Raw genomic sequence first — 23,530 nt, forward strand, 5'->3', positions numbered from 1 at the left:
AAATTTCACGTAGGAGAGCGATGCTAAAGGAGAAATAAACATGACTATTCGTCAAAGTGGCTTTGGCCCCCTTGAGCCCACTCGCCAAATCACTGCCCAGCGTTACAAAGCGTCTGTAGTCCCAGCACCCCGCCAACTGTCTGGCCTTGAGAAGCTGGCAGAGTTCGGGATGCAGTTCCTCCAGTACAAACACCAGATAGACCAAGAGGTACTTCAGGCCGACTTGTCGATTGCCGTTGAGAAGTATGAGGATGCCATCAAAGGCATGGATCCGTCAGACTTCGCCAAGGACCCTGAAGCCGCTCTGAAGGCAGCAGGGATCAACGACCTCTATGGTCTGATTGAGAAGGCCCCCATCGGTCGCCAAAGTGAGATCCGTAAGAAGATTGACTACCTGCGGGACAAGACCACTACCAGCATGACAGCAGCCCACGACACCCGTGAGAAGGTCCGGGCAGCCGTCTACAACACGTCCAACGAGCTGCGAACGTCTGGGGATGTCTCACCGGAACACTGGGAATCCGTCATGGCTCTCAAAGGTGACGCCCAGCAACACGCCATCGCCTCCATGGCCCAGATCGCTATCACAGAGGGACGCATGGAGCTGTTCGACCGGATGGCCCAAGACCAACGCTTGGCCCCTGAGCTGCACGACAACGTAGAGGTCTGGAAGCGTCAGGCCCAGTCCATGATCGACGCTAAGAAGCGCGAGGAAGAGGCAGCAGCACGACGCCGAGCAATCGAGGCCAACAAGGCACACAAGGAAGCACTCAAGGCCCAGCGCCAGATGGCAGTCCTTGGGATGCTCTCACAGGGGACCCCAATGGAGGTCGTAATGTCTCTTGCGCCTATCAACGATGGGGTCAAAAGGGATGAGGTTGAATGGGCTGTCCGGTCTAACCCAGCGCTGCACCGCACAGTGGCCGCAACGTCAGTCCTGAACACAGACAAGCACCTGATGGCAGCCATGTTTGCTAACCCCGTGTCCCCTGACGGTAAGACCCCTTCTCCAACCTTCCAGGCAGCAGCGAATACCCTCCAGATGTACCTAGACGTGCGTGGAGGCGTGGACGCTCTGGAAGGTGTGGGACTGACCAAGACACAACGGCAGGCTGTCCAAGCAGCCCTGATGTTGAGCCGTAAGTCTGGGGAAGATTTCGCTGGGTCTCTGTATCGGTCCCTCACCACCGCAACTCCCTACATGCTTCCGGTCAATTCAGCAGATGAACGGAAGAGGGACAGCGAGGTGATAGCTGGCTTCAACATGACACAGCGGGACGCATACAAGCGTGAGAAGGAGTCCCTGATGCACTTCGGCCTGTCCCCTGCGGAAGCCTCTGAGAAAGCCGCTGAGTACGTGACAGCGGACGCCCACGACGCCAATGGTGTGACCATTACCGGCATTACCGGAGTGCGTAACATGCTGGGGGAAACGCTAGGGGTTCACATCGAGGACAAGGTGCTGAATGAGGTCATTAACACCACCATCGACAAGACCTTGACGAACGCCTCCAATACGTACTTCGGGAGCAACCAGCCGCTGGACAAGTGGCACCAGTTCACCGACATGGACGGGACGCTGATCTTCCAGCACAAGGACCATTTAGGCCTGATGGTGCAAGTCACCCCTGACATGTTCAAGAAGACTGCCAGCGAGTTCAAACAGCAGGACATAGCCTACGGTAAGGACGAACCGTCCCGCCGCACGGAACACGCTGACCAGTACGAACGAGTAGGCGCTGGCTATCCAGTGCGTAAGCTGAAGAACGTATCGAGCAACCCCTTCGAGTCATTCTTCCGCTAATCCAATCGACCCCTAGAAACCTCTGGGGGTCATTCTCCCTGACCTAAGCAATACATCCGGTCACTCCCCGACCGTCAATCAACCAATTGCGTCTTTATGTCGTGCTTCTTCTGCTGCTCCAGCTTGCCTATGGGTTAAGCGATTGGGGGCTTGCTGGAGGGGGAACGGCATGAGAGGCACAACATAAGGAACCCATTCAATGAAACAAGTCGAATCTATCTCCCTGCACTTCATGGGCAACACAGTGACCGTCAACCAGAAGGACGGCCTGTTCTGTCTCAACGACCTGCACCGTGCGTACACTGGTGGTATGAGCCGTAAGCAGAAGCCGCACGACTGGTGCAAAGGGATTCTTAATGGCGAGAAAAGTCGCCATTACAATTTGATCACCTTCAAGGGCAAGCACGGCGGCACCTATGCGAATGAGCAAGGGGTCTATGCCTACGCTTCATGGCTAGACGATGATTTCCACAACGCTGTCCTCCGGACCTTCTCCTCTGCTGCCCGTGGTGATGCTGAAGGGGCGGTGAAGATCGCTCAATCCTCTGTCACTCTGACATGGCGTGAAACCCTTCGTGAAGGCAATAAGGCTTTCTGTCACGCTATCTACACTGCACAAAAAGAAGGGAACGTGAAAGGCAACCTGAACCACGTCATGGCTAACATACAGTCTCTTGTCTGCAAGGCAGTGACTGGTCTGGACGGTACGGCATTCAAGAACCGCTATGGTATGTCCGCGCGTGACTTCTTGGTGTCTCAAGATGATGGCAAGCGGCTTGGAGTGATGGCCCGCATTGAAGGCAAGGTGGAAGCGCTGCTGGACGCGGGGATGGACTACATGATGATCAAAGCAGCCCTTGCTAAAGATGTTATGAAGGCAATCGAAAGCTGGAGGTATGATGATTTTACTGCAAGCAATGGATGATGAGTGGGCAATGCAAGCGATGAGCGTTAATCAGCATGATTAACTCATTCTCGATGAGTGAACCGCGAATATGATTACTCCATTGAATTTTGTCACTCAAGCTATTCATGAAAAAAGGGAACCTTGCGGTTCCCTCTTCGTCATTACTTGCCGCCGATCTTAAACCGGAAACATTCTGCCGTCTTAGGGTATACATACTCACCACTGCGCCAATGTTTGAAGCGTTTGCAGTAGACGTAGCCATCTTCTACGTAAGGGTATGTTTTATCGCTCATTGGAGTATTCCTCATGTCCAGAACTACTCATAGAACACCACAAGCAAAGCTGATGGTTTCTACATTGGCACACAGGGTTAGTTGCGACTTTGTCGAACTTAAACCTGTTTTCTAAAGCACCTGCGTTCAGCATCTTGCCTCCCATAATGCAGGTGAACCAATTGAGTAGGATTGATTTCCAGACGTTGACGGCATACTATCCAAGTCGAGAATGACAGTGGGTTGTAGCCTTCCAGCATTGGCGTGCTGGTCAATTTGGTTCAATCCTACCCTCCTCAGAAGGCATCCTAACGGATGCCTTTTGTCTTTCTAGATCTCATCATCTTCTTCTGAATCAACGAGATCTAATTGAAAGGTTAAGCAACCGTCCTTGAACTCAATCATGTCGTCTTTGTGCAAATACTTGACCCGATTGAAAGTCTTGTTGGTCCCTTTGCTCTCTTGAGCTAAAAAATCAGGTAGTCCGGCGCGAAATGACAGCCGAATGATTGCTGGAGATGTGTCGCTCTTCTTTGTTTGTTGGCTGAGAGTGACACTGCCAGGCTTATCTGATTTCATGATCCGACAGACGGTATTGTCGTTAGCAAAAAGAAGCTGGACTTTGTCCTGATACTGGAAGCCACACCGCTCCATCGCTTCATGGCTGATCCTAAAAAGCAGCTCATTTTTTTTGGTCTTGAAGCTGTGGGTTATGCTGACAAGCTCTGATGATGATTTGCCTGCCGCTGTCACAGCTTTAAAATTGAGATTGTCAAACATTACAGTCCCCTCCAAAGAGTTCATGCGGACAAGTTTACTCCCCTCCCATTCGCCGATCAACGATCTTCATCACCTCCCATTCAATAAATCATTATTGATTTAGTTTCCTTGCATTATAAAACTTCATCCATTGGCGCCTCACCTTCAATTTTTGGCGCCTAATTTTAAGTTATTGGCGCCACATTGCGTCACATTGCGCCACACCGCGCCATTAGTTGCACTCTCAGCGCTACGGTAATGGGCTTTAATCTCCTCACTAGTGCACTCTCAGTGCCACGCTGGTGGATTCTAAATTCCTCGCCTGCGCACTCTCTGTGCCACACCGGTGGATTCCAAGTTCCTCGCCAGCGCACTCTCAGTGCCACACCGGTGGATTCTAAATTCCTCGCCAGCGCACTCTCAGTGCCACACCGGTGGATTCTAAGTTCCTCGCCAGCGCACTCTCTGTGCCACACCGGTGGATTCTAAGTTCCTCGCCAGCGCACTCTCTGTGCCCCACCGGGGGATTTTTAAATCTCATACATCTCACCGCCCATGTTCACTATTCCATAGCTCGGCGAAGATGTGCTGCCCTGCAACTGACACAATGGGTCACTGTAAAAGCGTGAGTGTTCTCTTAGTGTTATTGGGTAGCTGCTAAAGAAGTACAAAACGCTCCGCTCAACGAATAAGCCCCCTTTGCGGACTTCAGGACTACCTGATGTTCACCGAGGGGGCTTTTTGTTTGTGTTGATTACTTGTTGAACAACTTGAGGAACTGGGACATGTAGGCGGACGCAAGCATGGTCTCAACGGCTTCGAGCTGGCGTGAGTAGTCATGACCGGATGAATAGAGACCATAAGACATGGTTAGCCCTTTGGTCCCATGCCCAACTATCGGCGCTGTCACATCCTCTGGAATGCCTGCACGTTGGTACGCGGTGATAGCCATGCCACGCAAGCTATGGAAGCCCTTGGTCCGATTTCTGACGCCTGTGGCTGCCTCTTTCAACTTGCCAAACTTGCTGGACCACCCGTGGGGATTCTTTGACTTAGGGACAGGCCACACGTTACCGACCACGCATTGCCTGAGTTCTTCCCAGAGACCGAGCGGAAGAGGGAAGGCGCGAATGGAGTTTGCTGTCTTGCCAGCCTTGATACGCACCAGCGGAACGCCTTGGCTAACCTCAAAGGAATCAGCCTGAAGACCAATAATCTCGCTTAGGCGGCAACCAGTGATAAGTCCGAACTTCGTCAACATGCGAAGATCATGCGGTGCCTTCTCGACTATTTGGGCCATCTCTTCAAGCGTAAAAGGGGCGTATGACCGGGAGTCGCCTGTGCTCTTGATTCCTGCGCTCTTGAATGGGTTATCCCCTTCCACGCTCCGAGTGAGATAGCAACTTTCCCACACAAGGGACAGAGCCGATAAGTAGCCGACCCGTGTGCTATCGCTCTTGCTACCAGCCAGGGAATCAAGCCACAAAGTCACGTCCCTCCGTTCCACATCCTTCAGTAGAACCGCTGGACGACCAAGGAAGGAGCCAAGGCTTTCTGCTGCGTGTTTGGCGCGACTCAACGTTGCCGGAGCTGCTGCTTTAAGACCTTTTGCGACCTTGGCCTTCTCACTCTCGATGAACGCCGTAGACGCCTCTTTTAGCGTAATGGCGTACTTGTCGATGACATCCTGCTCCCCGTGGATGGCCAACTTTATGGCATCCGCCAGCTCTTCATCCCCCCGAGCTATTGCAGCCTCAACGTCATAGGCATGGTGAAGCCCTTCAGGTTCAACGACAACCTCTTGTCCATCTGGCAACACGACCGCTTCAATGCGTTGCCCTGCTTCCCTAATGGCCTGTTGAATCTCTTCGATGTAAGCGTTAAATCGCAGACGCTTGGGGGCTTCTTCAGCCTGTGCCACCAACCGCTCAAAGTTGGCAATGATGAGGTCACGCTTCCTCTGGGCTTCTTTAAGGTCGCCTGTTTGTAACGTCTTTGTGTAGAGCCTCCGACCGCCAAACATCGGCAATCCACGGATAGCCTTGGGGACATTCCACACCAAGTACCAGCCATTTGCCTTCTGCTGTAAGGCCCAAGTCTCACGCCTTCTCATGCACACCTCACTTATGCTAGTCTTACCACAAAAGTTACCGCCAATGTTTCCATTTTTGTGCTGTAAGTTGTTGATTAGCTATAAATTCAATGCGTTACACATGGAGTCAAAAGATAATGAACTTCATGGTAATGACTCGGGTGACCTTGATTTAAGGGCGCGAATTATATCAGAACTTTGTGGCCAGCGCCTACTGGATGAGCGTTTGCTCACATTCCCCCACGCAATGTTTGCCGCACCGAGGCAATCTTGCGTATATTCCCGAACCTGCGTCCCGGCAACATTCCTGACCACAGACCCATTCGATGAAGACCTATATCTACTACCCCGGCATGGAAGTGCGCGACGAGCTGTGGCTCAAGTTTGCCCTGCTCTATCTGGAGCGGCTCGCCTTCGTCTTCACCGTCAGTGAGAAGAGCGGCCTCACCGCCCTGCTGCAGACGCTCGAACAGGAGACAGATCTGCTGGCCGAACGGCCGGATGCCGCTTTTTTTGCCACCATCACTCCCCAGCTGGAGAGCCAGCTGAGCAGCCTGCTCGCCTCCGACTTCGTGCGTCACAAGGTGTTTGGCAACAAGGAGCTGATCGGTCGCTGGCGCCAGCCTGCCAACCACGACTGCTTCTGCCCGGCCCAGGCAGGGCTGGAGCGGCTGCACGGCTTTTGCCTGACTCACGGTTTTGCCAGCCGGGAGGAGGGCGGGTTCAGGATGGCACGGCGCTTTGCCAACCTGCTCTCCATGCGGCTCGCCCGCGAGTGGGCACTCGCCAATGAGGGAGCCCTCATCACCGATCACGACTATCTCGACCGGCTGCTGCACCTGCTTGAATCCCGCTATCACAACCGCGGTGGTCAGGATTGCTTCCATCTGGAGATCCCGCTGCAAGTGCCCACTCACTTGGCCGACATCCCGTTTGCAGAACTGATCGCCCTGCGCAGTCGCAGCGGCTTTCGCCAGCAGTTGGCCGAGTTTAATCAGGCGCTCGATGCCCTGCTCGCCATGCTGGGCAGCGGCTACGCCGAGCCCGCCGTGCTGACCCGCTTCGAGCAGGCCCAGCAGGGGCTCAACCAGCTGCTGGGGCCGCAGACCCAGAGCCTGCCTCTCACCACCCTCGTCAGTACTGGCCTGCCTGCCATGGCGATGATCCATCGCCTCAAGGCGAGCCATCCGGACAGCAGCCTGGTGTTTCACTCCATCAAGAAGAGCCACTTCCACCAGCGCAAGAGTCAGCACTTCTTCACCCGCTTGGGTCAGGTCAAGCCCTGACTCCGCGACGCCCTGTCGGGAAATCGACAATCCGCTGACGGCATCGGAGCCATCCCCCGATGCCGTCAATATTCTGACACACCAAAGAGAGGCGCCTCCCCTCAGGAGGGATTTTCCAGCCGAAACTCGATGCGATCGCTGTTGCCCGCCTCATCCACCACCACCAGCTGATAACGACCCGCCACGCTCAGCACCTGATCGCCGTCCCAGCGCAGCCGCTGGCCATTGAGAAACCAGGCCGGCTTGCCGACACCACCCAGCACCTTGGGCTGCAACCGATAGCGCTGGCTGCGGATAAGATTGCCCTCCCCCAGCGCCACGATGCGAATCGGGGCCTGCAGCTCGGCGCTCTGCCCCTCCCCCGCGCAGTCGCTGGCCAGCAGCGCCTGACGCCGCTCGCCGGGTGTGCGCCAAGGCTCCAGCGACAGCGGCCAGAGCGCCCGAAAAGCGGATTGCGCCGCATCGTGGCAGCGGGCTAGGGTCGGCTTGCCCTCCTTGGTCAACGCCACTTGGCGCAGCGGCGAGGGCCAATCCATGGGATCCGGCAAGGTGGGAGGATCGCGCCCTTCCAGCAGCCAGGCGCTCTGGCGTTGCAGGCAGGCCTCAGGCAGGGTTGCGCTGGCCTTGCGCCCCAGCGGCCAGCAAACTTCGGCCTCGCTCACCGTGTTGGGCTGTGTCGGTAGGGGGCTGTTGTCGGCCAGTCGCGAGTAAACCGAGAGCAGCAACGGCACTGCCGCGCTCTGGCCGTAAAAACCGGGCATGGGGGTGCCGTCGGGGCGCCCCAGCCAGACGCCGATGGTCCAGCGACCGGAGACTCCCATCGCCCAGCTGTCGCGATAGCCGTAGCTGGTGCCGGTCTTCCAGGCCAGTCGGTTGACCCGGCCGGTCGCCTCACTGGCAAAAGGCTGATCAGCCCGCCCCTGCGCGCTCAATATTTGCCAGATGATCCAGGCCGCCCCCGGGCTCAGCAAGGGGCGTGACACCGCCTGCTGCCCCGCCAGCCAAACCGGCATCGCCACCTGTCCCTCGCGGGTCAGCGCACTGTAGAGCGCCACCAGCTGCTCAAGCCGAATCCCCGCCGCCCCCAGCGCTATGGCCGGATTGGGCTTGTCGGAGAGCGCCAGTCTCACCCCGGCGTTGTCGAGGCGGCTGACCAGCTTGTCGGCCCCAAGCGCCTCCAGCACCTGCACCGCCGGCACGTTGAGGGATTGCTGTAGCGCTTGGGTCAGGGTCACCGGCCCCTGAAAGGCACCGGAGAAGTTGGCGGGGCGATAATCAGATCCCAGTCTCGGCGCATCGGAGAGCAGGGAGGCCGAGTGCACCAATCCTTCGTCCATAGCCAGACCGTAGATGAAGGGCTTGAGCGTAGAGCCGGGGGAGCGGATCGCCTGCACCATGTCGAGGTAACCGTGGCGGCGCAAATTGCCATACTCGGCGCTGCCCACATAGGCGCGCACCGCCATGGTTTTGTTGTCTACCAAGAGCAACGCCGCTGAGGTCTGCTCGGGGAAGCGACGGATATAACTCGCCACCCGCCCCTCCAGCCAGCGCTGCAGATCGCCGTCAATGGTGGTGTGCACCAGCGCTCCCGCCTGATTGTCGGCGGCGAGACGGGCAAACAGCGGAGCCTCCATCGGCGTGAAGTGACCGCGGGCCAGCACCGGCTCGATGCGCCCCTCCAGCCACACCTGTTCGGGCCAGACACCCTGTGCCACCAGCCGCTGCATCACCTTGTCGCGGGCGGTGCGAGCCCGTTCGGGATGCCGGTCCGGCCGGTTGCGGCTGGGAGCCTGCGGCAGCACCGCCAACAGCGCAGCCTCGGCATAAGTCAGCTTGGCCGCGCTCTTGCCGAGATAGGCAAAACTTGCCGCCTGCACCCCCTCTAGGTTGCCGCCAAACGGCGCCCGGTTGAGGTAGACGGTGAGCAGGGCGCGCTTGTCGTAGTGCCACTCCAGCTGCAGCGCGCGCGCCATCTGGCGCAGCTTGCCGGGCACGCTCCTATGGTAGGGCTCGATAAGACGCGCCACCTGCATGGTGAGGGTCGAGCCGCCCGACACGGCGCGCCCGTAACGCAGCCACTGCCAGATCCCGCGCACCATGGCCACCGGATTGACCCCGGGATGACGCCAGAAGTAGCGATCCTCGTAGCCAAGCAGCGCCTCGATATAGCGGGGGGATACCTGCTCCAGGGTCACGGGGTAGCGCCACACCCCGCTGGTATCGGCAAAGGCGCGCAGCGGTCGCCCCTTCATGTCGAGCACCACCCGCGCATAGGCAGGGTCGAGCGGTGGCGGCGGGAAGAGTCTATCCAGCGCTAACAATGACAGGAGCAGTGCTACAACGCCCAGCACCGAGAAACGCAGCCAGCGCGGCAGGCGACCAAGCCAGCGCCAGCCAGCGCGGCCGCTGCGACCCAGGCTCAGCCAGCCACGCTGCCAGAAAGTGAGCGGGCGAACCCGCTCACTGGAAGAAACGTTGCTCAGAGGGCGTCTGCGACTCATCAAGCGCCAGCTACTCAGAGATAGTTACCTCATGGATATCCTCACCCACAGCCCTAAGCTCGGGCCGGTACATATCCTCCACCTGGGTCGGCGGCACCTGATAGCGACCCGGCGTCACCGCCCGCATCAGGTAAATCAGCTGCTGGTTGCTCCCCTCGCTCAGATCCAGCGCCGCCGTGTAGCGGTCGTCGCGAAACTCCTGATGCTTGAGATAGTCGTTCCACTCGCTCTGCCACGCCGGTTTCCCCTCGATGGAGAGCTCTTCGAGCTTGATGCTGTTGCCAAGGGCCGGGTTCTCCAGCTCGAAGCCGGCTGGCACCATCTCCACCAGCAGGGCATCGGGCACCGCCGATTCACTGCTGACGTTGAGCCGCACCACCACCAGATCCCCCACCTTCACCTTGGTCGGGTCAAAACGCTGCCCATCGCTGTTGAACCAGCTGCGGGTCACGCTTATCCCCTGACTCAACCTGGTAGGAGCCTGTTCGGGGTAACCGATCAAGGTGCGCTGCACATAGAGGGATCCCTTGCCCTCGTTGGTGACGGTACTCGCCGCCAGCGCCTCGGGGGCGCTCAGCTGCAGCGGAGCCGAACCGCTCAGGGATCCACTGCCAAGAGAGGAAGTTACCTTGGCCTGCCAATCGACAGCTGGATCGAAGCGGGCGAGTCGCAACAAGGCGAGCCGCTCCTGAGTGCTGAGCCACTGACGATGGGCCAAGCTATCGGCCACCTTGGCACTGAGGGTCGGCCAGCGCTCCGCAGCCAGCTTGTGCTGGCGCAGCAAGGAGAGCTCAAGGGCCTGGTCGCGCAGCGGCGAGCCGTAATCACCCAGATAGTCGTCACCGCGCTCGGTCGCCAATGCCCGGCTGAGGGCCTTGGTGGCGTTCTGCTCATCCCCCATGGCCGAGAGTGCCAGCGAGAGGTGGAGCAGCGGCAAACCGGAGCGGGCGTGATCGGCCTGCTGCTCCCAGACAAGGCGCAGGGTAGCGAGCGGTGCCTTGCCCACCCGGGCCAGCACATAGGCGCTGTAGGCCTGATTGGCAAGACGGCTGTGCTCGGGGGCACTGCTCCAGCGCTCACCGTACTGGCTGTCGGTGAGATAGCTTTGCAGCCGGTTCAGCGCCTGATTGAGCATTGCCTCCGGCACGGCGTCGCCTGCCTCTTTGCGCGCCAGCAGGTAGTCGGCGGCATAGGCGGTGAGCCACTGCTCCTCGTCGGAGCGGCCATCCCAGAGGCCAAACCCGCCGCTGGGCAGTTGCAACCGTTGCAGCCGCTGCAGCAGGGCGCGCTGCACATCCGCCTCGCTCGCCGCCTTCTTGCCCTCTGCGGGTTTGCTCCAGGCGATGCGCTCATCCGCCGTGGTCAGCAAGTAAGGCCAGGCACGGGACAGGGTCTGCTCCAGACAGGCGTAGGGGTAGTCGGCCAGCGCCTGCCACTGGGCTGCCGGATCCCAGGGGGGAGTGCCGGAGAGGCTGAGCAGCCCTTGCAGGTTGGCGCGATCCAGCCCGGCCAACTCGCCTTGCGCAAAGCTCATCTGCTGGCCGGGGGGCAGCATCTGGTAGCGCTGGCGAGTCTCGGCCGGCCAGGGGGATCGCAGCGGCAAAGTCCAGTCGCGGCTGATGGCAAAATCCTTGCCGCTGGCCGCCAACTGCAGGCTCGCCATGCCGCTTGCCCCAGTCACGGTGAGCGGCAGGGCCAGCCACTGCTCCTCCCCATTTTTAAGGGAAAGGGTGCCGGGCAACTCGCCATTTGCCTTGAGCCCGCCGTTGAGGGTCCAGGCAAGGGAGAGGGTCTGATCCTCACCGCTCATGTTGCGCAGCTGCACCAGCGCCCGGGTCTCATCCCCTCTGGCGCCAAAGCGTGGCCAGCCAATTTCGGCCACCAAGGGCGCCACCACCTTGACGGCGCGCTCGGCCTCACCCACTTGCTGTTCGTTCCAGGCCAGCGCCATCAGCGCCAGCTCGCCGTTGAAGTTGGGCAGATCGAGCGGGATCACCGCCTGGCCCTGCTCATCAAAACTCACCTCACCACTCCAGAGCGCTGCGATCTCGACCCGGCTCTCCAGCGCGCCGCCCTTTTTCAGCGGCGCACGGTCGCCCCCATAGTTGAGGCGGGCCAGCTTGCCATCTTGCAGCGGGATCACCTGGCCGTAGTTGTCGAACAAATCTTGGGAGAAGCGCTTGCGACCAAAGAAGATCTCGAACGGGTCGAGAGGCTGGTAGTCGCTGATGTTGAGCACGCCCCGATCCACCGCGGCCAGCACCACGCGGCCCTGACTGTTGGGGGTGGAGGTGGCGGTCACCTCCAGCCGGGTGAGCGGCACCGCTTTATCCGGCGCGCTCAGGGTAAGCGGCAGACGGCGCGCTTCCCTATCCAGCGTGAGCGGCACCAGCCCGACCGAGCGCAGAGTCTGCCCCTGCTGCTTGCCAGCCGGTTTGGAGGCGCTGTCTGGCGCGGCGATCTGGGCCGAGATATGCAGGTCATGACGCTGCCACTCGGGGCTGACCGGGATCTCAAACTCGCCGCGGGCATCCTTGGCATCGCCACCTGCGCCCTTGAGTTCGATACGCTGCCACCAGCGCAGGCCGTCGCCATCTTCCACCATCAGCAAGCCCTTGCCGGGGCGCGGGGCCACCAGCGTCACCTTGGCCTTGTCACCCGCCTGATAGGCGCGCTTGTCGAGGGTGATGGCAATCTTGTCGGGCCGCGCCTGCTCGCCACCACCGCCCCAGGCGTAACTGCCGATCTCCACCCGCAGGCTCGATTGATGGCCCTGACTGTTCTCCACCTCCAATCGATACCAGCCCGCCGCCAGTTGCAGCGTGAGCGGGGTCGGCCCCTTGCCATCCAGCTGCAGGGTCTGCTCCTGCTCCAGATAGGGCTGGCTGTTGAACTCGTACTTCCACCCCTCGCCATCGGCGTAGTGCCAGTAGTAGTCGCGGTACTCGTTGATAAGGCGCACCTTCACAGTCCCCGCCACCGGATGACCCTTGTCATCGAGGTTGAGGATCTGGAAAGGCAGCGGCTTGCCCCCTTCTACCCGATCGACCACGAAGTCGGCCTTGAGCGCGGGCCACTGGCTGCCCGCGGGCCAGCCATACTGGGTGCGGCTGCGATTGACGGCGCGGCCACCGGGCTCGGCGAGCGACACCCGATAGGCCACCTCCAGCGGCCCGAGGGCGCGCACCCCATCGAGCTCATCAGCAAGCGAAAAAGTCCCCTGCCCCTGCGCATCAAGGGTGAGATTGAGGGGTTCAAGATCCTTGGCCTGCTCCGCGAGCAGCGCATCACCCAGAGTGAACTCCTGCCACTGGGTAAAGGGCATAGTAGCGCGGCTGATCTTCACCTCCGCCTTGGCCTTGGTGGCGCTCGCCGGCGCGCCGTAGAGATAGTCCCCTTGCAGCGGCAGAGTGAGGGCGGCGTCCAGACTCGTCACTTCCCCATCCGGCCCCTTGCCAAGCTGCAGTTTCAGCCGTTCCGGCAAGAATTCCTCCACCAGAAAAGGCCACTCGAAGCGGCTACCGGCGGCGGTCTTGAGGTTGATGGTCCAGCGCCCGAGCGGCGCATCGTCCGGCAGACGCAGGCCGTAGTGGGCCGCGCCCAAATTGTCCGGCAGCAGCCGCTTTTGTTCGAGCAGTTGGCCGTCCGGCTGTTTCACCTCCAGCTCCACCGCCATCCCCGGCAGCAGCTGGCCATCCTGCCCCTTGAGCAGGATCTCGCTGTCGAGCCGCTCGCCGGGGCGATAGAGGTCGCGCCCGCTGAACAGATACAACTGTTGGGCCTGCCAGGGCTGGGTGCCGAGATCGAAGGTGGAGAGATCGAGCGCCGCCCCATCGAGGCGCAGCACCGCCAGATGGTTGCCCTGTTCGGCCAGCAGCAGGCGGGCACCCTGCACCTGATCGAAGCGACGATGACCTTGCGGATCGGTGGTTTGCACCTGCAGCCGGTTGCCCTTCTCGTCGAGCAGGGAGAGCTGCACATCCTTGAGCGGGTCGGCGCTGGCCAGGGAACTGACGAACACCTCCAGCTGATCGCGGTAGCGGCGGGCACTGAGCCCCATGTCGCTCACCGCAAAATAGGTGGTCTCCTTGCGCCAGTCGTAGTTGCCAAGGGGCGACATCACCGCAAAGTAGACGCCAGCCTCCGCCAGCTGCGGCTCCTTCACATTGATGAGGCGGGTCTCGCGCCGGTTGGCATCGAGCTCCAGCGCGTAACGGCCGCTGAATACCCGCTTGGCCCGCTTGGTGATCTGCTCAAGCTCCCAGTTGCCCATGCCGGAACCGGGGCGATACTCGGCCAGGAAACGGGGTAGGTATTCGGCATCGACCCGGAAGAAGTCGATATTGACCTCGTCCACGTTGACCGCGCTGATGGGCAAGCGCAGCTCGTCGCGCAGCGGCAACACCATGCCGCTGGCGGTAAACGAAGCCCCCGCCTCCAGCGGCCGGGTCTTGAGGGTCCAACTCTGGGGGGATGGGCCCAGCCCCGACTTGAGGCTCACCTCATAGCTTTTATCGGGCTGAACGTTCGGGAAATAGAGGGTGCGACCATCGTCGGCGAGGATCCACTCCCCCTGCACCTGCTTGCCCCCCTCGCTAACCGAAAGCCAACTCTGCCAGTTTGCCTTGGGCGCCAGGGGACCGGAGAAGACCAGCGCCAGCGCCGGGGCATCGCGATATTGACGGGCATTGGCCTGCACCACGGCGCTTGGTGCGCCCGTTTCCTGCTGCGCAGCAGGTTGCGTGGTCGGCCCATTGGCAACAGGCTTGTCGGGGCCACAGCCGCTCACCAGCAGCGCCGTGAGCCCCAACAATAGCAGGGCCGGCCAGCGGCGCCCGGGGACAACCGTCTGTTGCGGTGAAGAACAAGAGAAGCGAGGGTGAGAGTCGACGCGGCGCATAAAATGTCATCCCTGATTGGCTCGCTGCCAGTGCAGCGCAATAGCCAACAGGATAAGGGATCAGGCTCGCTTGACACAAAACTCATTGCATTTAAAACGCCAGCCGCCCTCGCCAGATGCAACAGCGCCGACCCTGGGGTCGGCGCTCTCTTGTGGCTGTGGCGAGTTACTCCATCACCGCCATCTGCCAGGTCTTGAAGCCGCCGGAGAGGTTCTTGACCTTGAAGCCGTGCTGGCTCAGCAGGCGGCAGGCAACGTGGCCACGCAGCCCGACCTGACAGCTGATGAGCAGCTCTTTATCCCTGGGCAGCTCATGAAGCCGGCCGCGCAGCTCATCGAGGGGGATGTGCAGGGCGCCCGGGATGCGACCCAGCTTGTCGAGTTCGGGGCCATTGCGCACGTCCAGCACCAGCTGATGGGGGTGACGGGCCTCGACCTCGGCGGCGTGGCAGAGCAGGGTATCCCCCTTAAGATGGTTGCTGGCCACGAAGCCGGCCATGTTGATCACGTCCTTGGCCGAGCCGAAGGGCGGCGCGTAAGTCAGCTCCAGATCCTGCAGATCAAACACGGTGAGACCGGCGCGCTGGGCCACCGCCAACACGTCGATGCGCTTGTCGACCCCGTCCTTGCCGATGGCCTGGGCACCGTAAATCTTGCCATCGGGGGCAAACAGCAGCTTGAGACTGACCGGATGAGCACCGGGGTAGTAACCGGCGTGGCTGCCCGGGTGAACATAGGCCTTCTCGAACGGCAGCCCCAACTGTATCAGCCGCTTCTCGCTCAGGCCGGTGCTGGCTACCGCCAGATCGAACAGCTTGCAGATGGCGGTACCCTGGGTCTTCTTGTAGGTTTCGCTGCGGCCCAGCATGTTGTCGGCAGCGATGCGCCCCTGCCGGTTGGCGGGGCCCGCCAGCGGGATCAGCACAGACTCGCCGGTGACGAAGTCGGTCTCCTCCACCGCATCCCCCACCGCATAGATGAAGGGATCCGAGCTGCGCATGCCGGGATCTACCTTGATGCCGCCGCGCGGCCCCAGCTCCAGCCCCGCCTTGGCGGCGAGCAGGGTTTCGGGCTTGACGCCGATGGCGAGGATCAGCAGGCCGGTGTCGAGCCGGGAGCCGTCACTCAGGGTCAGCCGCAGCCCGCCCCGCTGCGCGGTCGCCACCGCCGAGGTTTTCTCAGCAGGCACATCCAGGCTCTCGATGGCCGAGAGGCCGGTGCGCAGGCGCAGCTCGATCCCCTCTTCCCGGATGCGGGCATGGAGCATGTTGGCCATCTCTTTATCCACCGGCGCCATCACCTGATCGGAGAGCTCCAGCAGGGTGACATCCAGCTTGCGCTGGTGCAGCGCCTCCATCATCTCCAGCCCGATGAAGCCGCCCCCCACCACGGTGACATGGCGCGGCTGATCGTGCGCCAGCGCCGCCAGAATGCGATCCATGTCGGGAATATTGCGCAAGGTGTGCACACCCGGGCTGTCGATGCCGGGGAACGGAGGCCGGATGGGAGCCGCGCCCGGGCTCAGCAGCAGCACGTCGTAGGCTTCACGGCGCTCTTCGCCGGTCAGCAGGTTGCGCACCAGCAGACTCTTGCCGGCCTTGTCTATCTCGATGACGTCGTGAAAGACCCGCACATCCACGTTGAAGCGGCGTTTGAAGCTCTGGGGGGTCTGCAACAGCAGGACATCCCGGTTGGGGATGTCGCCACCAATGTGATAAGGCAGCCCGCAGTTGGCGAAGCTGACGAACTCGCCCCGCTCGAACATCACAATTTCCGCTTCTTCGCTCAGACGGCGGGCTCTGGCCGCCGCAGAGGCACCACCGGCCACACCGCCTACAATCAGGATCCGTTTCATCAGCAAGACTCCAGTCAACGACAGATTGCCATTAAATTAGTATCTTCTAATTTAGAATTCAATGAAATTTTGTTTGTACCGATTTTGCAGTATTCTTGCCACCCGGCAGTCGTTCAACAGGATGTTATCAGTTCATGTCGTCAACCGCGCTCAGTCACCTTTCTTCTGCCAGCCAGACACCGCTGTTCTTTCGTCTGGACGTGCGCAGCCAGCGGCTGGTCGCCCTGACCGATGTGATGCAAACCCCGCTCTACTGGCTCGATGAGCCCAGAGGCCCCTGGCCGGCCCAGTTGCCGGATGCGCTGCGCCTGCCCATCGAGCAGGCGCTCACCAGCGGCCAGGGCGGCAAGCTGGTGCTGCGCTTTGCTGGCCAGCAGTGGCACGTCGCCCTCTCCCACGAACAAGATGCCTTCTGGCTCATCTGCCTGCAGACCCTGCGCCAGGAGCCGGTGGCCGATCTGGCGCTGCACCTGCCGCGCCTGAGCCAGATGGCGAGCCAGCAGCAGTTTGCCGCCATGCTGGAGACCCTCAAGGAGAGCCTGGGGGCCGATCGCCTCATCCTCTGGCACTATCAGGCCAACGGCCCCCTCGGCAGCGAACAGCTGACCCCGGTCTTCACCCTGGGGGCCGACGAAGTGGCCGCCATTCGCGGCGACAGCCGCTACATCCGCGCCCTGCGCACCCGCAAGTCCCTGAGCTTTTCGGAGGCGGCGCACCAGCCCATGCTGAGCCAGCACTACTACCTGGCCAATGCGGGGGTGAGCTCGCGCCTGGACGGCGCGTTGCTGGAGCAGGAAAAACTCATCGGCGTGCTGAGCCTCGAATACCTCAACGCCACCCCCCTCAGCGAGGAGATGCTGCAACTGGTGCGGCACAGCGCCCAGCTGCTCGGCCACTGGCAACCCCTCCCCGAACCTGTGCACAACCCAGTGCTGGCCCTGCCGGCCGAGCTCACCCTGCTGACCGGCATCGCCTATTGCCGCGCGCTGGTGCGCTGGGGCATGAGCGTCAGCGGCGCCCGCATCGGCTGGATCGGCGAGTACCAGCCGCGCGGCCAGGAGTTGTGGATGATCCCGCGCTGCGTGCTTGAGGGGGAGACCTTCTCGGTGCTCAAACCCATCCAGATGGACCCGGGCCCCGGCCAGGAGCTGTTCCAGCACGGCCAGGCAGTCTATGTGGAAGACCTGCCCCTGCGCTATCCCCAGGCCAGCCAGCTGCTGGCCCTCAATGCCCCCGTCTATGTCGGCATTCCGCTGCACGGTCAGCACGGTGCCCCCATCGGCCAGCTCACCTTGCTGCTCGACACACCGCTGGCCGACCCCATGCCGCTGCTCGACGCCCTCAGCAGCCAGCACGAGCGGGCCGCCGTCGAACTGCAACGCTTGGCCGCCGACGAAGCCTTGCGGCTGGCCGAGGTGGCCTTCAACACCCACGACGGCCTGCTGGTGATGGATCACAAGGGGATCATCCTCAAGGTCAACAACTCCTTTACCCGCATCACCGGCTTTGCCGACGATGAGATGATCGGCCAGCATATCGTCCGGCTCAGGCCCACCTACTATGGCGATCACCTGAAACAGGATGTGCGCCAGGCGGTGGCGGCCCAGGAGTTCTGGATGGGCGAAGAGCGCTGCCTGCACAAGGATGGCCACCTGTTCCCGGTCCGCTTGATGGTGAGCGGGGTACAGGACGAGCACGGCGAGATCAGCCACTACGTCTGCAGCTTCTACGACATCAGCAAGGAGAAGGAGGCGGCGCGCCACATCGAGCAGCTCGCCTATTACGACGATCTGTGCGGCCTCTACAACCGCCGCAGCCTCAACGACATCATGCAGCGTACCCTGCAGGAGGCCAGCGGCCAGTGGGGCGCCCTGCTGCTGGTGGATCTGGACAACTTCAAGTCGATCAACGACTCCCTCGGTCATGCCTGTGGCGATCTGCTGCTGCAGGCGGTGGTGGAGCGGCTCAAGGGGCTGCCGCAGGACAACCTGGTGCTGGCCCGCATCTCGGGGGACGAATTCGCCCTGCTGTTCACCGCCCTGGGCCAGGGCTATGTCACCGCCAAGATCCTCGCCGAGCACTTCGCCCGCGAGCTGATGGGGCTGTTTCGCATTCCGTTCGACATCGAGGATCACAAGCTGCACTGCAGCGCCTCGGTGGGGATCAGCCTCTTCTCCAGCGAGGACAAGGATCACCTGGTGCTGATGCAGCAGGCCGACACCGCCACCCACATGGCCAAGCGATCCGGCCAGGGCAACTATGTGTTCTTCAGCGAGGCGATGGCGGAGAAGGAGAAGAGCAAGCTGGCGCTCAACAACCAGCTGCGCGACGCCCTGCGCCACCACGAGCTGCAGCTGCACTATCAGCCGCAATACCGGGTCGACAACGGCGCGCTGTCCGGCATCGAGGCGCTGCTGCGCTGGCAGCGCAGCGACGGCAGCATGGTGCCGCCGGCGGAGTTCATTCCCATTGCCGAAGAGACCAGCCTCATCCAGGACATCGGCTACTGGGTGATGAAGACCGCCTGCGCCCAGTACAGCTTCTGGCTCAACCGCGGGCTGGCCATTCCCCACCTGTCGGTCAACGTCAGCGCCCGCCAGTTCCACACCGTCGGCTTCGTGCAGCAGGTGGAATACATACTGCGCGATACCGGGGTGCCCCCCTCCCGCCTGCTGCTGGAGGTGACCGAATCCGTGGTGCTGGAGAACCGGCTGGAGAGCATCGCCAGAATGCGCCAGCTCAAGGAGCTCGGCATCCTGCTCTCCATCGATGATTTCGGCACCGGCTACTCGTCGCTTGCCTATCTGCGCGACCTGCCGGCGGACGAGGTGAAGCTCGACAGAAGCTTCATTCAGACCCTGGTACACAGCGAACAGGACAAGGCCATCGTCAAGGCGATCCTGGAACTGGCCAAGGTTTTTCGTTTTACCGTCACCGCCGAAGGGGTGGAGGATGAAGAGCAGCTCGCCATCCTCAAATCCCTCGGATGCCAGCATTATCAAGGCTTCCTGACCAGCCGGCCGCTCACCGCCAAAGCCCTAGAGAGCCTGCTGGGTGCCGCGGTAGCGGGCTAAACATGTAGGATTTATAGGGCTTTATGTAATAAAATAACGGCCTGCTCGAATCATTGGAGTCGTCTATGTCTGTCATTAATCGGATCCCCGCTGTCGAAGTCAGCGCCACCGCCGCTGAAACCAGTGTGACCGCCGATGCATCCGGGGTCATTGGCCGGATCCATTCCGTTGAAACCTGCGGCACCGTCGATGGCCCCGGAATACGCTTCATCGTGTTCATGCAGGGCTGCCTGATGCGCTGCAAGTACTGCCACAACCGCGACACCTGGGACACCCAGGGCGGCCGCGAGGTGACAGTGCCGGAGTTGATGAGCGACATCACCAGCTATCGTCACTTCATGAATGCCTCGGGCGGCGGCGTCACCGCCTCCGGTGGCGAAGCCATGCTGCAGCAAAATTTCATCGCCGAACTGTTCGCCGCCTGCAAGGAGAAGGGCATCCACACCTGCCTCGACACCAACGGCTTCGTGCGCCACTACGACGAGCAGCTCGACAAGGTGCTCGACAATACCGATCTGGTGCTGCTCGACATCAAGCAGATCAACGACGACAAGCACATTCCGCTGACCCACGTCAGCAACAAGTACACCCTGGAGTTTGCCCGCTATCTGGCCGCCAAGGGCAAGACCATGTGGATCCGCTACGTGGTGGTGCCGACTTGGTCGGACGACGACGAGAGCGCCGAAGGGCTCGGCCAGTTCATTGCCGAACTGGGCGAGTGCGTCGAGAAGGTGGAGCTGCTGCCCTACCACGAACTTGGCAAGCACAAGTGGGACGTACTGGGCGACACCTATGATCTCAACGGGATCAAACCGCCCAGCAAGGAGACCATGGACCGCGTCCAGGGCATCCTCGCCAAGTACCACAACAACGTAAAATACTGATAGCTCAGGGGCTGGCCGGGAAAACGCCAGCCCCTTTCACATCGGGCTTCGCCCATCTGCATGCCGTCACCGGACAAGGATCTGCCATGAGTGAAGGACAAGCCGCCGCCCTGCTGCTCTGGGTACTGCTGCTCATATTCAGCCTGCGCGGCACCTTGCTGCGCACCCTCTATCACCATCCGCTCTATCAGCATCTCTGTCTCGGCGGCGCCATCGTGCTGGTACCGCTCTGGACCCTGCGGGCCGGTCTGCACGAAGGATTGGACGTGCACTTTCTCGGTCTCACCAGCCTGACCCTGCTGCTGGGCTGGCGCCTCGCCCTGCTCGCCCCCTGCCTCACCCTGCTGGTGCTCAGCTATTTTGGCGTCATCCCGCTGGCCGAGATCGGCTGGCAGGCCCTCATCGGCGTGGCCCTGCCGGTCGCCACCACCTGGCTGCTGTTTCTGGCCAGCTGGGCCTGGCTGCCGCGCCATCTGTTCGTCTACCTGTTCGTGGTAGCCTTTCTTGGCGGCGCCCTCTCCATCTCGGTCAAGGTGGTGGCCAGCGCCCTCCTGATGGGTCTCAGCGACACCTACCCCTGGTACACCATCAGCGCCGACTACCTCTCCATCTGGCCGTTGCTGCTCTTCCCCGAAGCCCTGCTCAACGGCATGACCATGACCCTGCTCGCCATCTACCGCCCCCACTGGGTCAACACCTTCTTCGACCGGGAATACCTGGGCCGCTGAGCAACACGCAGCCACAAAAAAGCCCGCAATTGCGGGCTTTTTTTATGGCGTTTACACGGTGCGGGGGCGCAGGTGGGCGTGCCAGCGGGCTTCCCATTTCTTGAACAGCCAGACGATGACGAAAGTCAGCAGCATGTAGAGCAGGCCGGCGGTCAGGAACGCCTCGAACGGGCTGTAGTAGCGGGAGTTGATGATCCGCGCGGCGCCGGTCAGATCGACGATGGTGATGATACCCGCCACCGCCGAGCCCTGCAGCATGAAGATCACCTCGTTGCTGTAGGCCGGCAGTGCCCGGCGAAACGAGTTGGGCAAAATGATCCGGGTCAGGGTCTGCCAGCGGGTCATGCCGAAGGCGTTGGCCGCTTCAATCTGCCCCTTGGGCATGTTGAGCACGGCGCCGCGCACGATCTCGGCGGTGTAGGCCCCGGTGTTCAGGGTGAACGCCAGCAGGGCGCAGAACCAGGCTTCGGCAAACAGATCCCAGGCGACGCTGTTTTTCAGCCACTCCCACTGGGCGGCGCCGTAGTAGATGATGAACAGCTGCACCAGCAGCGGGGTGCCGCGAAAGAAGTAGATATAGGCCCAGATCGGCCCCTTGATCAGCCAGTTGCGGCTGTTGCGCAGGATGCCGAGCGGCACCGCCAGCATCAACCCGAGGATCAGGGAAGCCGCCACCAGCAGTACTGTGGTGTAGAGGCCCTGCCAGTAGGTGGGCCATTCGGTGAGAATGATTGAGAAATCCATGGCTTACCTCGTCTTTATCGCATAGTGACGCTCGGCCCATTTCAGTGCCGAGGTGGAGACCGCAGTGAAGATCAGGAAGATCAGGGCCACCGCCATGTAGAAGGTGAAGGGCAGCTGGGTCGAACCCGCTGCCAGGGACGCTTTGCGCACCATGTCATCGAGCCCGATGATGGAGACCAGAGCCGTGGTTTTCAGCAGTACCAGCCAGTTGTTGCCAAACCCCGGCAGGGCGTGGCGCATCATCTGGGGAAACAGGATCCGCACAAACACCTGGGTTGCCCGCATGCCGAAGGCACGGGCCGCTTCCAGCTCGCCCTTGTCCACCGCCAGGATGGCGCCGCGGAAGGTCTCGGTCATGTAGGCGCCGAAGATGAAGCCGATGGTGGCCACCCCGGCCGCAAACGGGCTGATGTCGATGTAATCGGGCAGCAGGGAGACCCACTCCTGATTGGGATTGCTCGCCAGCAGGTAGTTGTTGTAGCTCTCGTTGACCCAGGTACAGAGGTTGTTGATGAGTACCTGGCCGCCGAAGAACAGCAGCATCATCAGCACCAGATCGGGGATGCCGCGAATGACGGTGGTGTAGGCGGTGGCAAAACCGCGGGCCCATTTGTAGGGGGAGAGCTTGGCCAGCGCCCCCAGCATGCCGAGCACCAGCGCCAGCAGCAGGGAGGCCAGCGCTACTTCCAGGGTGACCCAGGCCCCCTCCAGCAGGGAGGTTTCGTATCCTTTCAAATCAAACATATGCGGCTCCATTGCAACTCATTGAGCGGGATCTCCCGTCCCAATATCCTTTCAAACCAAACACATGCAGCTCCATTGCAACTAAGCGGGCCCATCGCTCCCTTGCGAGAGACAACGGGCCCGATGACTACAGACTAGGGTCAACCTGTCGTGATGATTCGCCGCAATTGCGCCGGCGGCTACCGGGGTAGCGCGCCTTCGGGGTTACTCGCCGTACACGTCGAAGTCGAAGTACTTGTCGTTTATCGCCTTGTACTTGCCGTTGGCACGCAGCGCCAGGATGGCGGCGTTGAATTTCTCTTTCAGATCCTTGTCGGCCTTGCGCACCGCGATGCCGGCACCCTCGCCAAACCACTTGGGATCAGTCAGTTTCGGGCCGATGAACTCAAACGCATCGCCACCCTCTTTCTTGAGCAGGCCGTCGCTGATGGCGGCGGAGTCGGCCATCACGTAGTCAACCCGGCCGGATTTCAGATCGAGATAGGCCTCGTCTGCGGTGCCATAACGCTTGATGGTGGCGTTGGGGAAGTTGTCGGTGATGTAGGTGTCCATGGAGGTGGCGCGCTGCACGGCCACTGTCTTGCCACTCATGAACTCCTTGTCGAGCTTGATCTCGGTGCCCTTCTTGGCGGCGAAGCGAGCCGGAATGTGCTGGTACTTCTGGGTGAAGTCCACCTTCTTCTTGCGCTCTTCGGTGATGTCCATGGTGGCGATGATGGCGTCATACTTGCGCGACAGCAGCGCCGGAATGATGCCGTCCCAGTCCTGTTTGATCAGGGTGCACTTCACTTTCATCTCCTCGCACAGGGCGTTGGCGATGTCGATGTCGAAACCTTTCACCTCGCCGCTCGGTTCGGTCCAGGAGAAGGGGGGATAGGCACCTTCCACCCCGATCCGCACCTCTTTCCACTCCTTGGCCATCAGGCTGCCGGAAGACAGGGCAGTGACTATGGCGGTCGCCAGCATCAGCTTGTTCATGT

General features: G+C 61.0%; 14 protein-coding genes. 6 read left to right on the forward strand and 8 right to left on the reverse strand.

From position 1 onward, the window contains the following. Nucleotides 1-40: 40 nt before the first annotated feature. A complete protein-coding gene (locus C2U40_RS12700; RefSeq protein WP_103829271.1) occupies nt 41-1,804 on the forward strand; it encodes a hypothetical protein in 1,764 nt (587 codons plus the stop codon). A 199-nt stretch (nt 1,805-2,003) separates the two neighbouring features. After that, nucleotides 2,004-2,729: a KilA-N domain-containing protein gene (locus tag C2U40_RS12705; protein ID WP_103829270.1), complete on the forward strand. Its 726-nt coding sequence runs from the start codon at nt 2,004-2,006 to the stop codon at nt 2,727-2,729. Between the two features lie 584 nt (nt 2,730-3,313). Here C2U40_RS12705 and C2U40_RS12710 read toward each other — a convergent pair. Together C2U40_RS12710 and C2U40_RS12715 are read right to left on the reverse strand one after the other, a co-directional pair. After that, on the reverse strand, nt 3,314-3,763 hold the full coding sequence (locus C2U40_RS12710) for a hypothetical protein (RefSeq protein WP_075115341.1): 450 nt from the start codon (nt 3,761-3,763) through the stop codon (nt 3,314-3,316). 733 nt (nt 3,764-4,496) lie between these two features. Beyond that, entirely contained in the window at nt 4,497-5,855 is a 1,359-nt protein-coding gene (locus tag C2U40_RS12715; protein WP_104467487.1) for a tyrosine-type recombinase/integrase, read from the reverse strand. A gap of 305 nt (nt 5,856-6,160) precedes the next feature. Between C2U40_RS12715 and C2U40_RS12720 the strand changes: the two genes are divergently transcribed. Further along, complete coding sequence (locus tag C2U40_RS12720; RefSeq protein WP_103827731.1) at nt 6,161-7,120, forward strand: hypothetical protein; 960 nt, start codon at nt 6,161-6,163, stop codon at nt 7,118-7,120. 101 nt (nt 7,121-7,221) lie between these two features. Here the strand turns inward: C2U40_RS12720 and pbpC are convergent, their stop codons facing one another. The 3 genes from pbpC to C2U40_RS12735 all read right to left on the reverse strand — a co-directional run bounded on the left by pbpC (nt 7,222) and on the right by C2U40_RS12735 (nt 16,376). Continuing rightward, the gene (gene pbpC, locus C2U40_RS12725; protein ID WP_103827730.1) at nt 7,222-9,621 is read right to left on the reverse strand and encodes a penicillin-binding protein 1C; all 2,400 of its coding nucleotides are present in this window, start codon (nt 9,619-9,621) and stop codon (nt 7,222-7,224) included. 10 nt (nt 9,622-9,631) lie between these two features. After that, entirely contained in the window at nt 9,632-14,521 is a 4,890-nt protein-coding gene (locus C2U40_RS12730) for an alpha-2-macroglobulin family protein (protein WP_103827729.1), read from the reverse strand. Between the two features lie 166 nt (nt 14,522-14,687). Beyond that, a complete protein-coding gene (locus C2U40_RS12735) occupies nt 14,688-16,376 on the reverse strand; it encodes an FAD-dependent oxidoreductase (RefSeq protein ID WP_103827728.1) in 1,689 nt (562 codons plus the stop codon). 134 nt (nt 16,377-16,510) lie between these two features. Between C2U40_RS12735 and C2U40_RS12740 the strand changes: the two genes are divergently transcribed. The 3 genes from C2U40_RS12740 to C2U40_RS12750 all read left to right on the forward strand — a co-directional run bounded on the left by C2U40_RS12740 (nt 16,511) and on the right by C2U40_RS12750 (nt 21,062). Then, complete coding sequence (locus C2U40_RS12740) at nt 16,511-19,450, forward strand: sensor domain-containing phosphodiesterase (RefSeq protein ID WP_181014793.1); 2,940 nt, start codon at nt 16,511-16,513, stop codon at nt 19,448-19,450. Between the two features lie 65 nt (nt 19,451-19,515). Beyond that, nucleotides 19,516-20,334, forward strand: coding sequence for a pyruvate formate lyase 1-activating protein (gene pflA, locus C2U40_RS12745; protein ID WP_011705579.1), 819 nt, complete (start codon nt 19,516-19,518; stop codon nt 20,332-20,334). Nucleotides 20,335-20,420: 86 nt separating this feature from the next. Then, a complete protein-coding gene (locus C2U40_RS12750) occupies nt 20,421-21,062 on the forward strand; it encodes an energy-coupling factor ABC transporter permease (RefSeq protein ID WP_077096628.1) in 642 nt (213 codons plus the stop codon). A gap of 51 nt (nt 21,063-21,113) precedes the next feature. Here C2U40_RS12750 and C2U40_RS12755 read toward each other — a convergent pair whose 3' ends face one another. The 3 genes from C2U40_RS12755 to C2U40_RS12765 all read right to left on the reverse strand — a co-directional run bounded on the left by C2U40_RS12755 (nt 21,114) and on the right by C2U40_RS12765 (nt 23,528). After that, nucleotides 21,114-21,806, reverse strand: coding sequence for an ABC transporter permease (locus tag C2U40_RS12755; RefSeq protein ID WP_011705577.1), 693 nt, complete (start codon nt 21,804-21,806; stop codon nt 21,114-21,116). A 3-nt stretch (nt 21,807-21,809) separates the two neighbouring features. Continuing rightward, nucleotides 21,810-22,550, reverse strand: a complete 741-nt coding sequence (locus C2U40_RS12760; RefSeq protein WP_011705576.1) for an ABC transporter permease — start codon at nt 22,548-22,550, stop codon at nt 21,810-21,812. A gap of 204 nt (nt 22,551-22,754) precedes the next feature. Continuing rightward, the gene (locus C2U40_RS12765; RefSeq protein WP_011705575.1) at nt 22,755-23,528 is read right to left on the reverse strand and encodes an ABC transporter substrate-binding protein; all 774 of its coding nucleotides are present in this window, start codon (nt 23,526-23,528) and stop codon (nt 22,755-22,757) included. Nucleotides 23,529-23,530: the final 2 nt, after the last annotated feature.

Source organism: Aeromonas sp. ASNIH4, assembly GCF_002934425.1.
Taxonomy (GTDB): Bacteria; Pseudomonadota; Gammaproteobacteria; order Enterobacterales; family Aeromonadaceae; genus Aeromonas; species Aeromonas hydrophila.

Bases quoted from the DNA above. Each gene is read 5' to 3' on its own strand.
- C2U40_RS12765 (WP_011705575.1), bottom strand. From the start codon at position 23,528: ATGAACAAGCTGATGCTGGCGACCGCCATAGTCACTGCCCTGTCTTCC.
- C2U40_RS12700 (WP_103829271.1), top strand. From the start codon at position 41: ATGACTATTCGTCAAAGTGGCTTTGGCCCCCTTGAGCCCACTCGCCAA.
- C2U40_RS12705 (WP_103829270.1), top strand. From the start codon at position 2,004: ATGAAACAAGTCGAATCTATCTCCCTGCACTTCATGGGCAACACAGTG.
- C2U40_RS12720 (WP_103827731.1), top strand. From the start codon at position 6,161: ATGAAGACCTATATCTACTACCCCGGCATGGAAGTGCGCGACGAGCTG.
- C2U40_RS12755 (WP_011705577.1), bottom strand. From the start codon at position 21,806: ATGGATTTCTCAATCATTCTCACCGAATGGCCCACCTACTGGCAGGGC.
- pflA (WP_011705579.1), top strand. From the start codon at position 19,516: ATGTCTGTCATTAATCGGATCCCCGCTGTCGAAGTCAGCGCCACCGCC.
- C2U40_RS12740 (WP_181014793.1), top strand. From the start codon at position 16,511: ATGTCGTCAACCGCGCTCAGTCACCTTTCTTCTGCCAGCCAGACACCG.
- pbpC (WP_103827730.1), bottom strand. From the start codon at position 9,621: ATGAGTCGCAGACGCCCTCTGAGCAACGTTTCTTCCAGTGAGCGGGTT.
- C2U40_RS12730 (WP_103827729.1), bottom strand. From the start codon at position 14,521: ATGCGCCGCGTCGACTCTCACCCTCGCTTCTCTTGTTCTTCACCGCAA.
- C2U40_RS12710 (WP_075115341.1), bottom strand. From the start codon at position 3,763: ATGTTTGACAATCTCAATTTTAAAGCTGTGACAGCGGCAGGCAAATCA.
- C2U40_RS12760 (WP_011705576.1), bottom strand. From the start codon at position 22,550: ATGTTTGATTTGAAAGGATACGAAACCTCCCTGCTGGAGGGGGCCTGG.
- C2U40_RS12735 (WP_103827728.1), bottom strand. From the start codon at position 16,376: ATGAAACGGATCCTGATTGTAGGCGGTGTGGCCGGTGGTGCCTCTGCG.
- C2U40_RS12750 (WP_077096628.1), top strand. From the start codon at position 20,421: ATGAGTGAAGGACAAGCCGCCGCCCTGCTGCTCTGGGTACTGCTGCTC.
- C2U40_RS12715 (WP_104467487.1), bottom strand. From the start codon at position 5,855: ATGAGAAGGCGTGAGACTTGGGCCTTACAGCAGAAGGCAAATGGCTGG.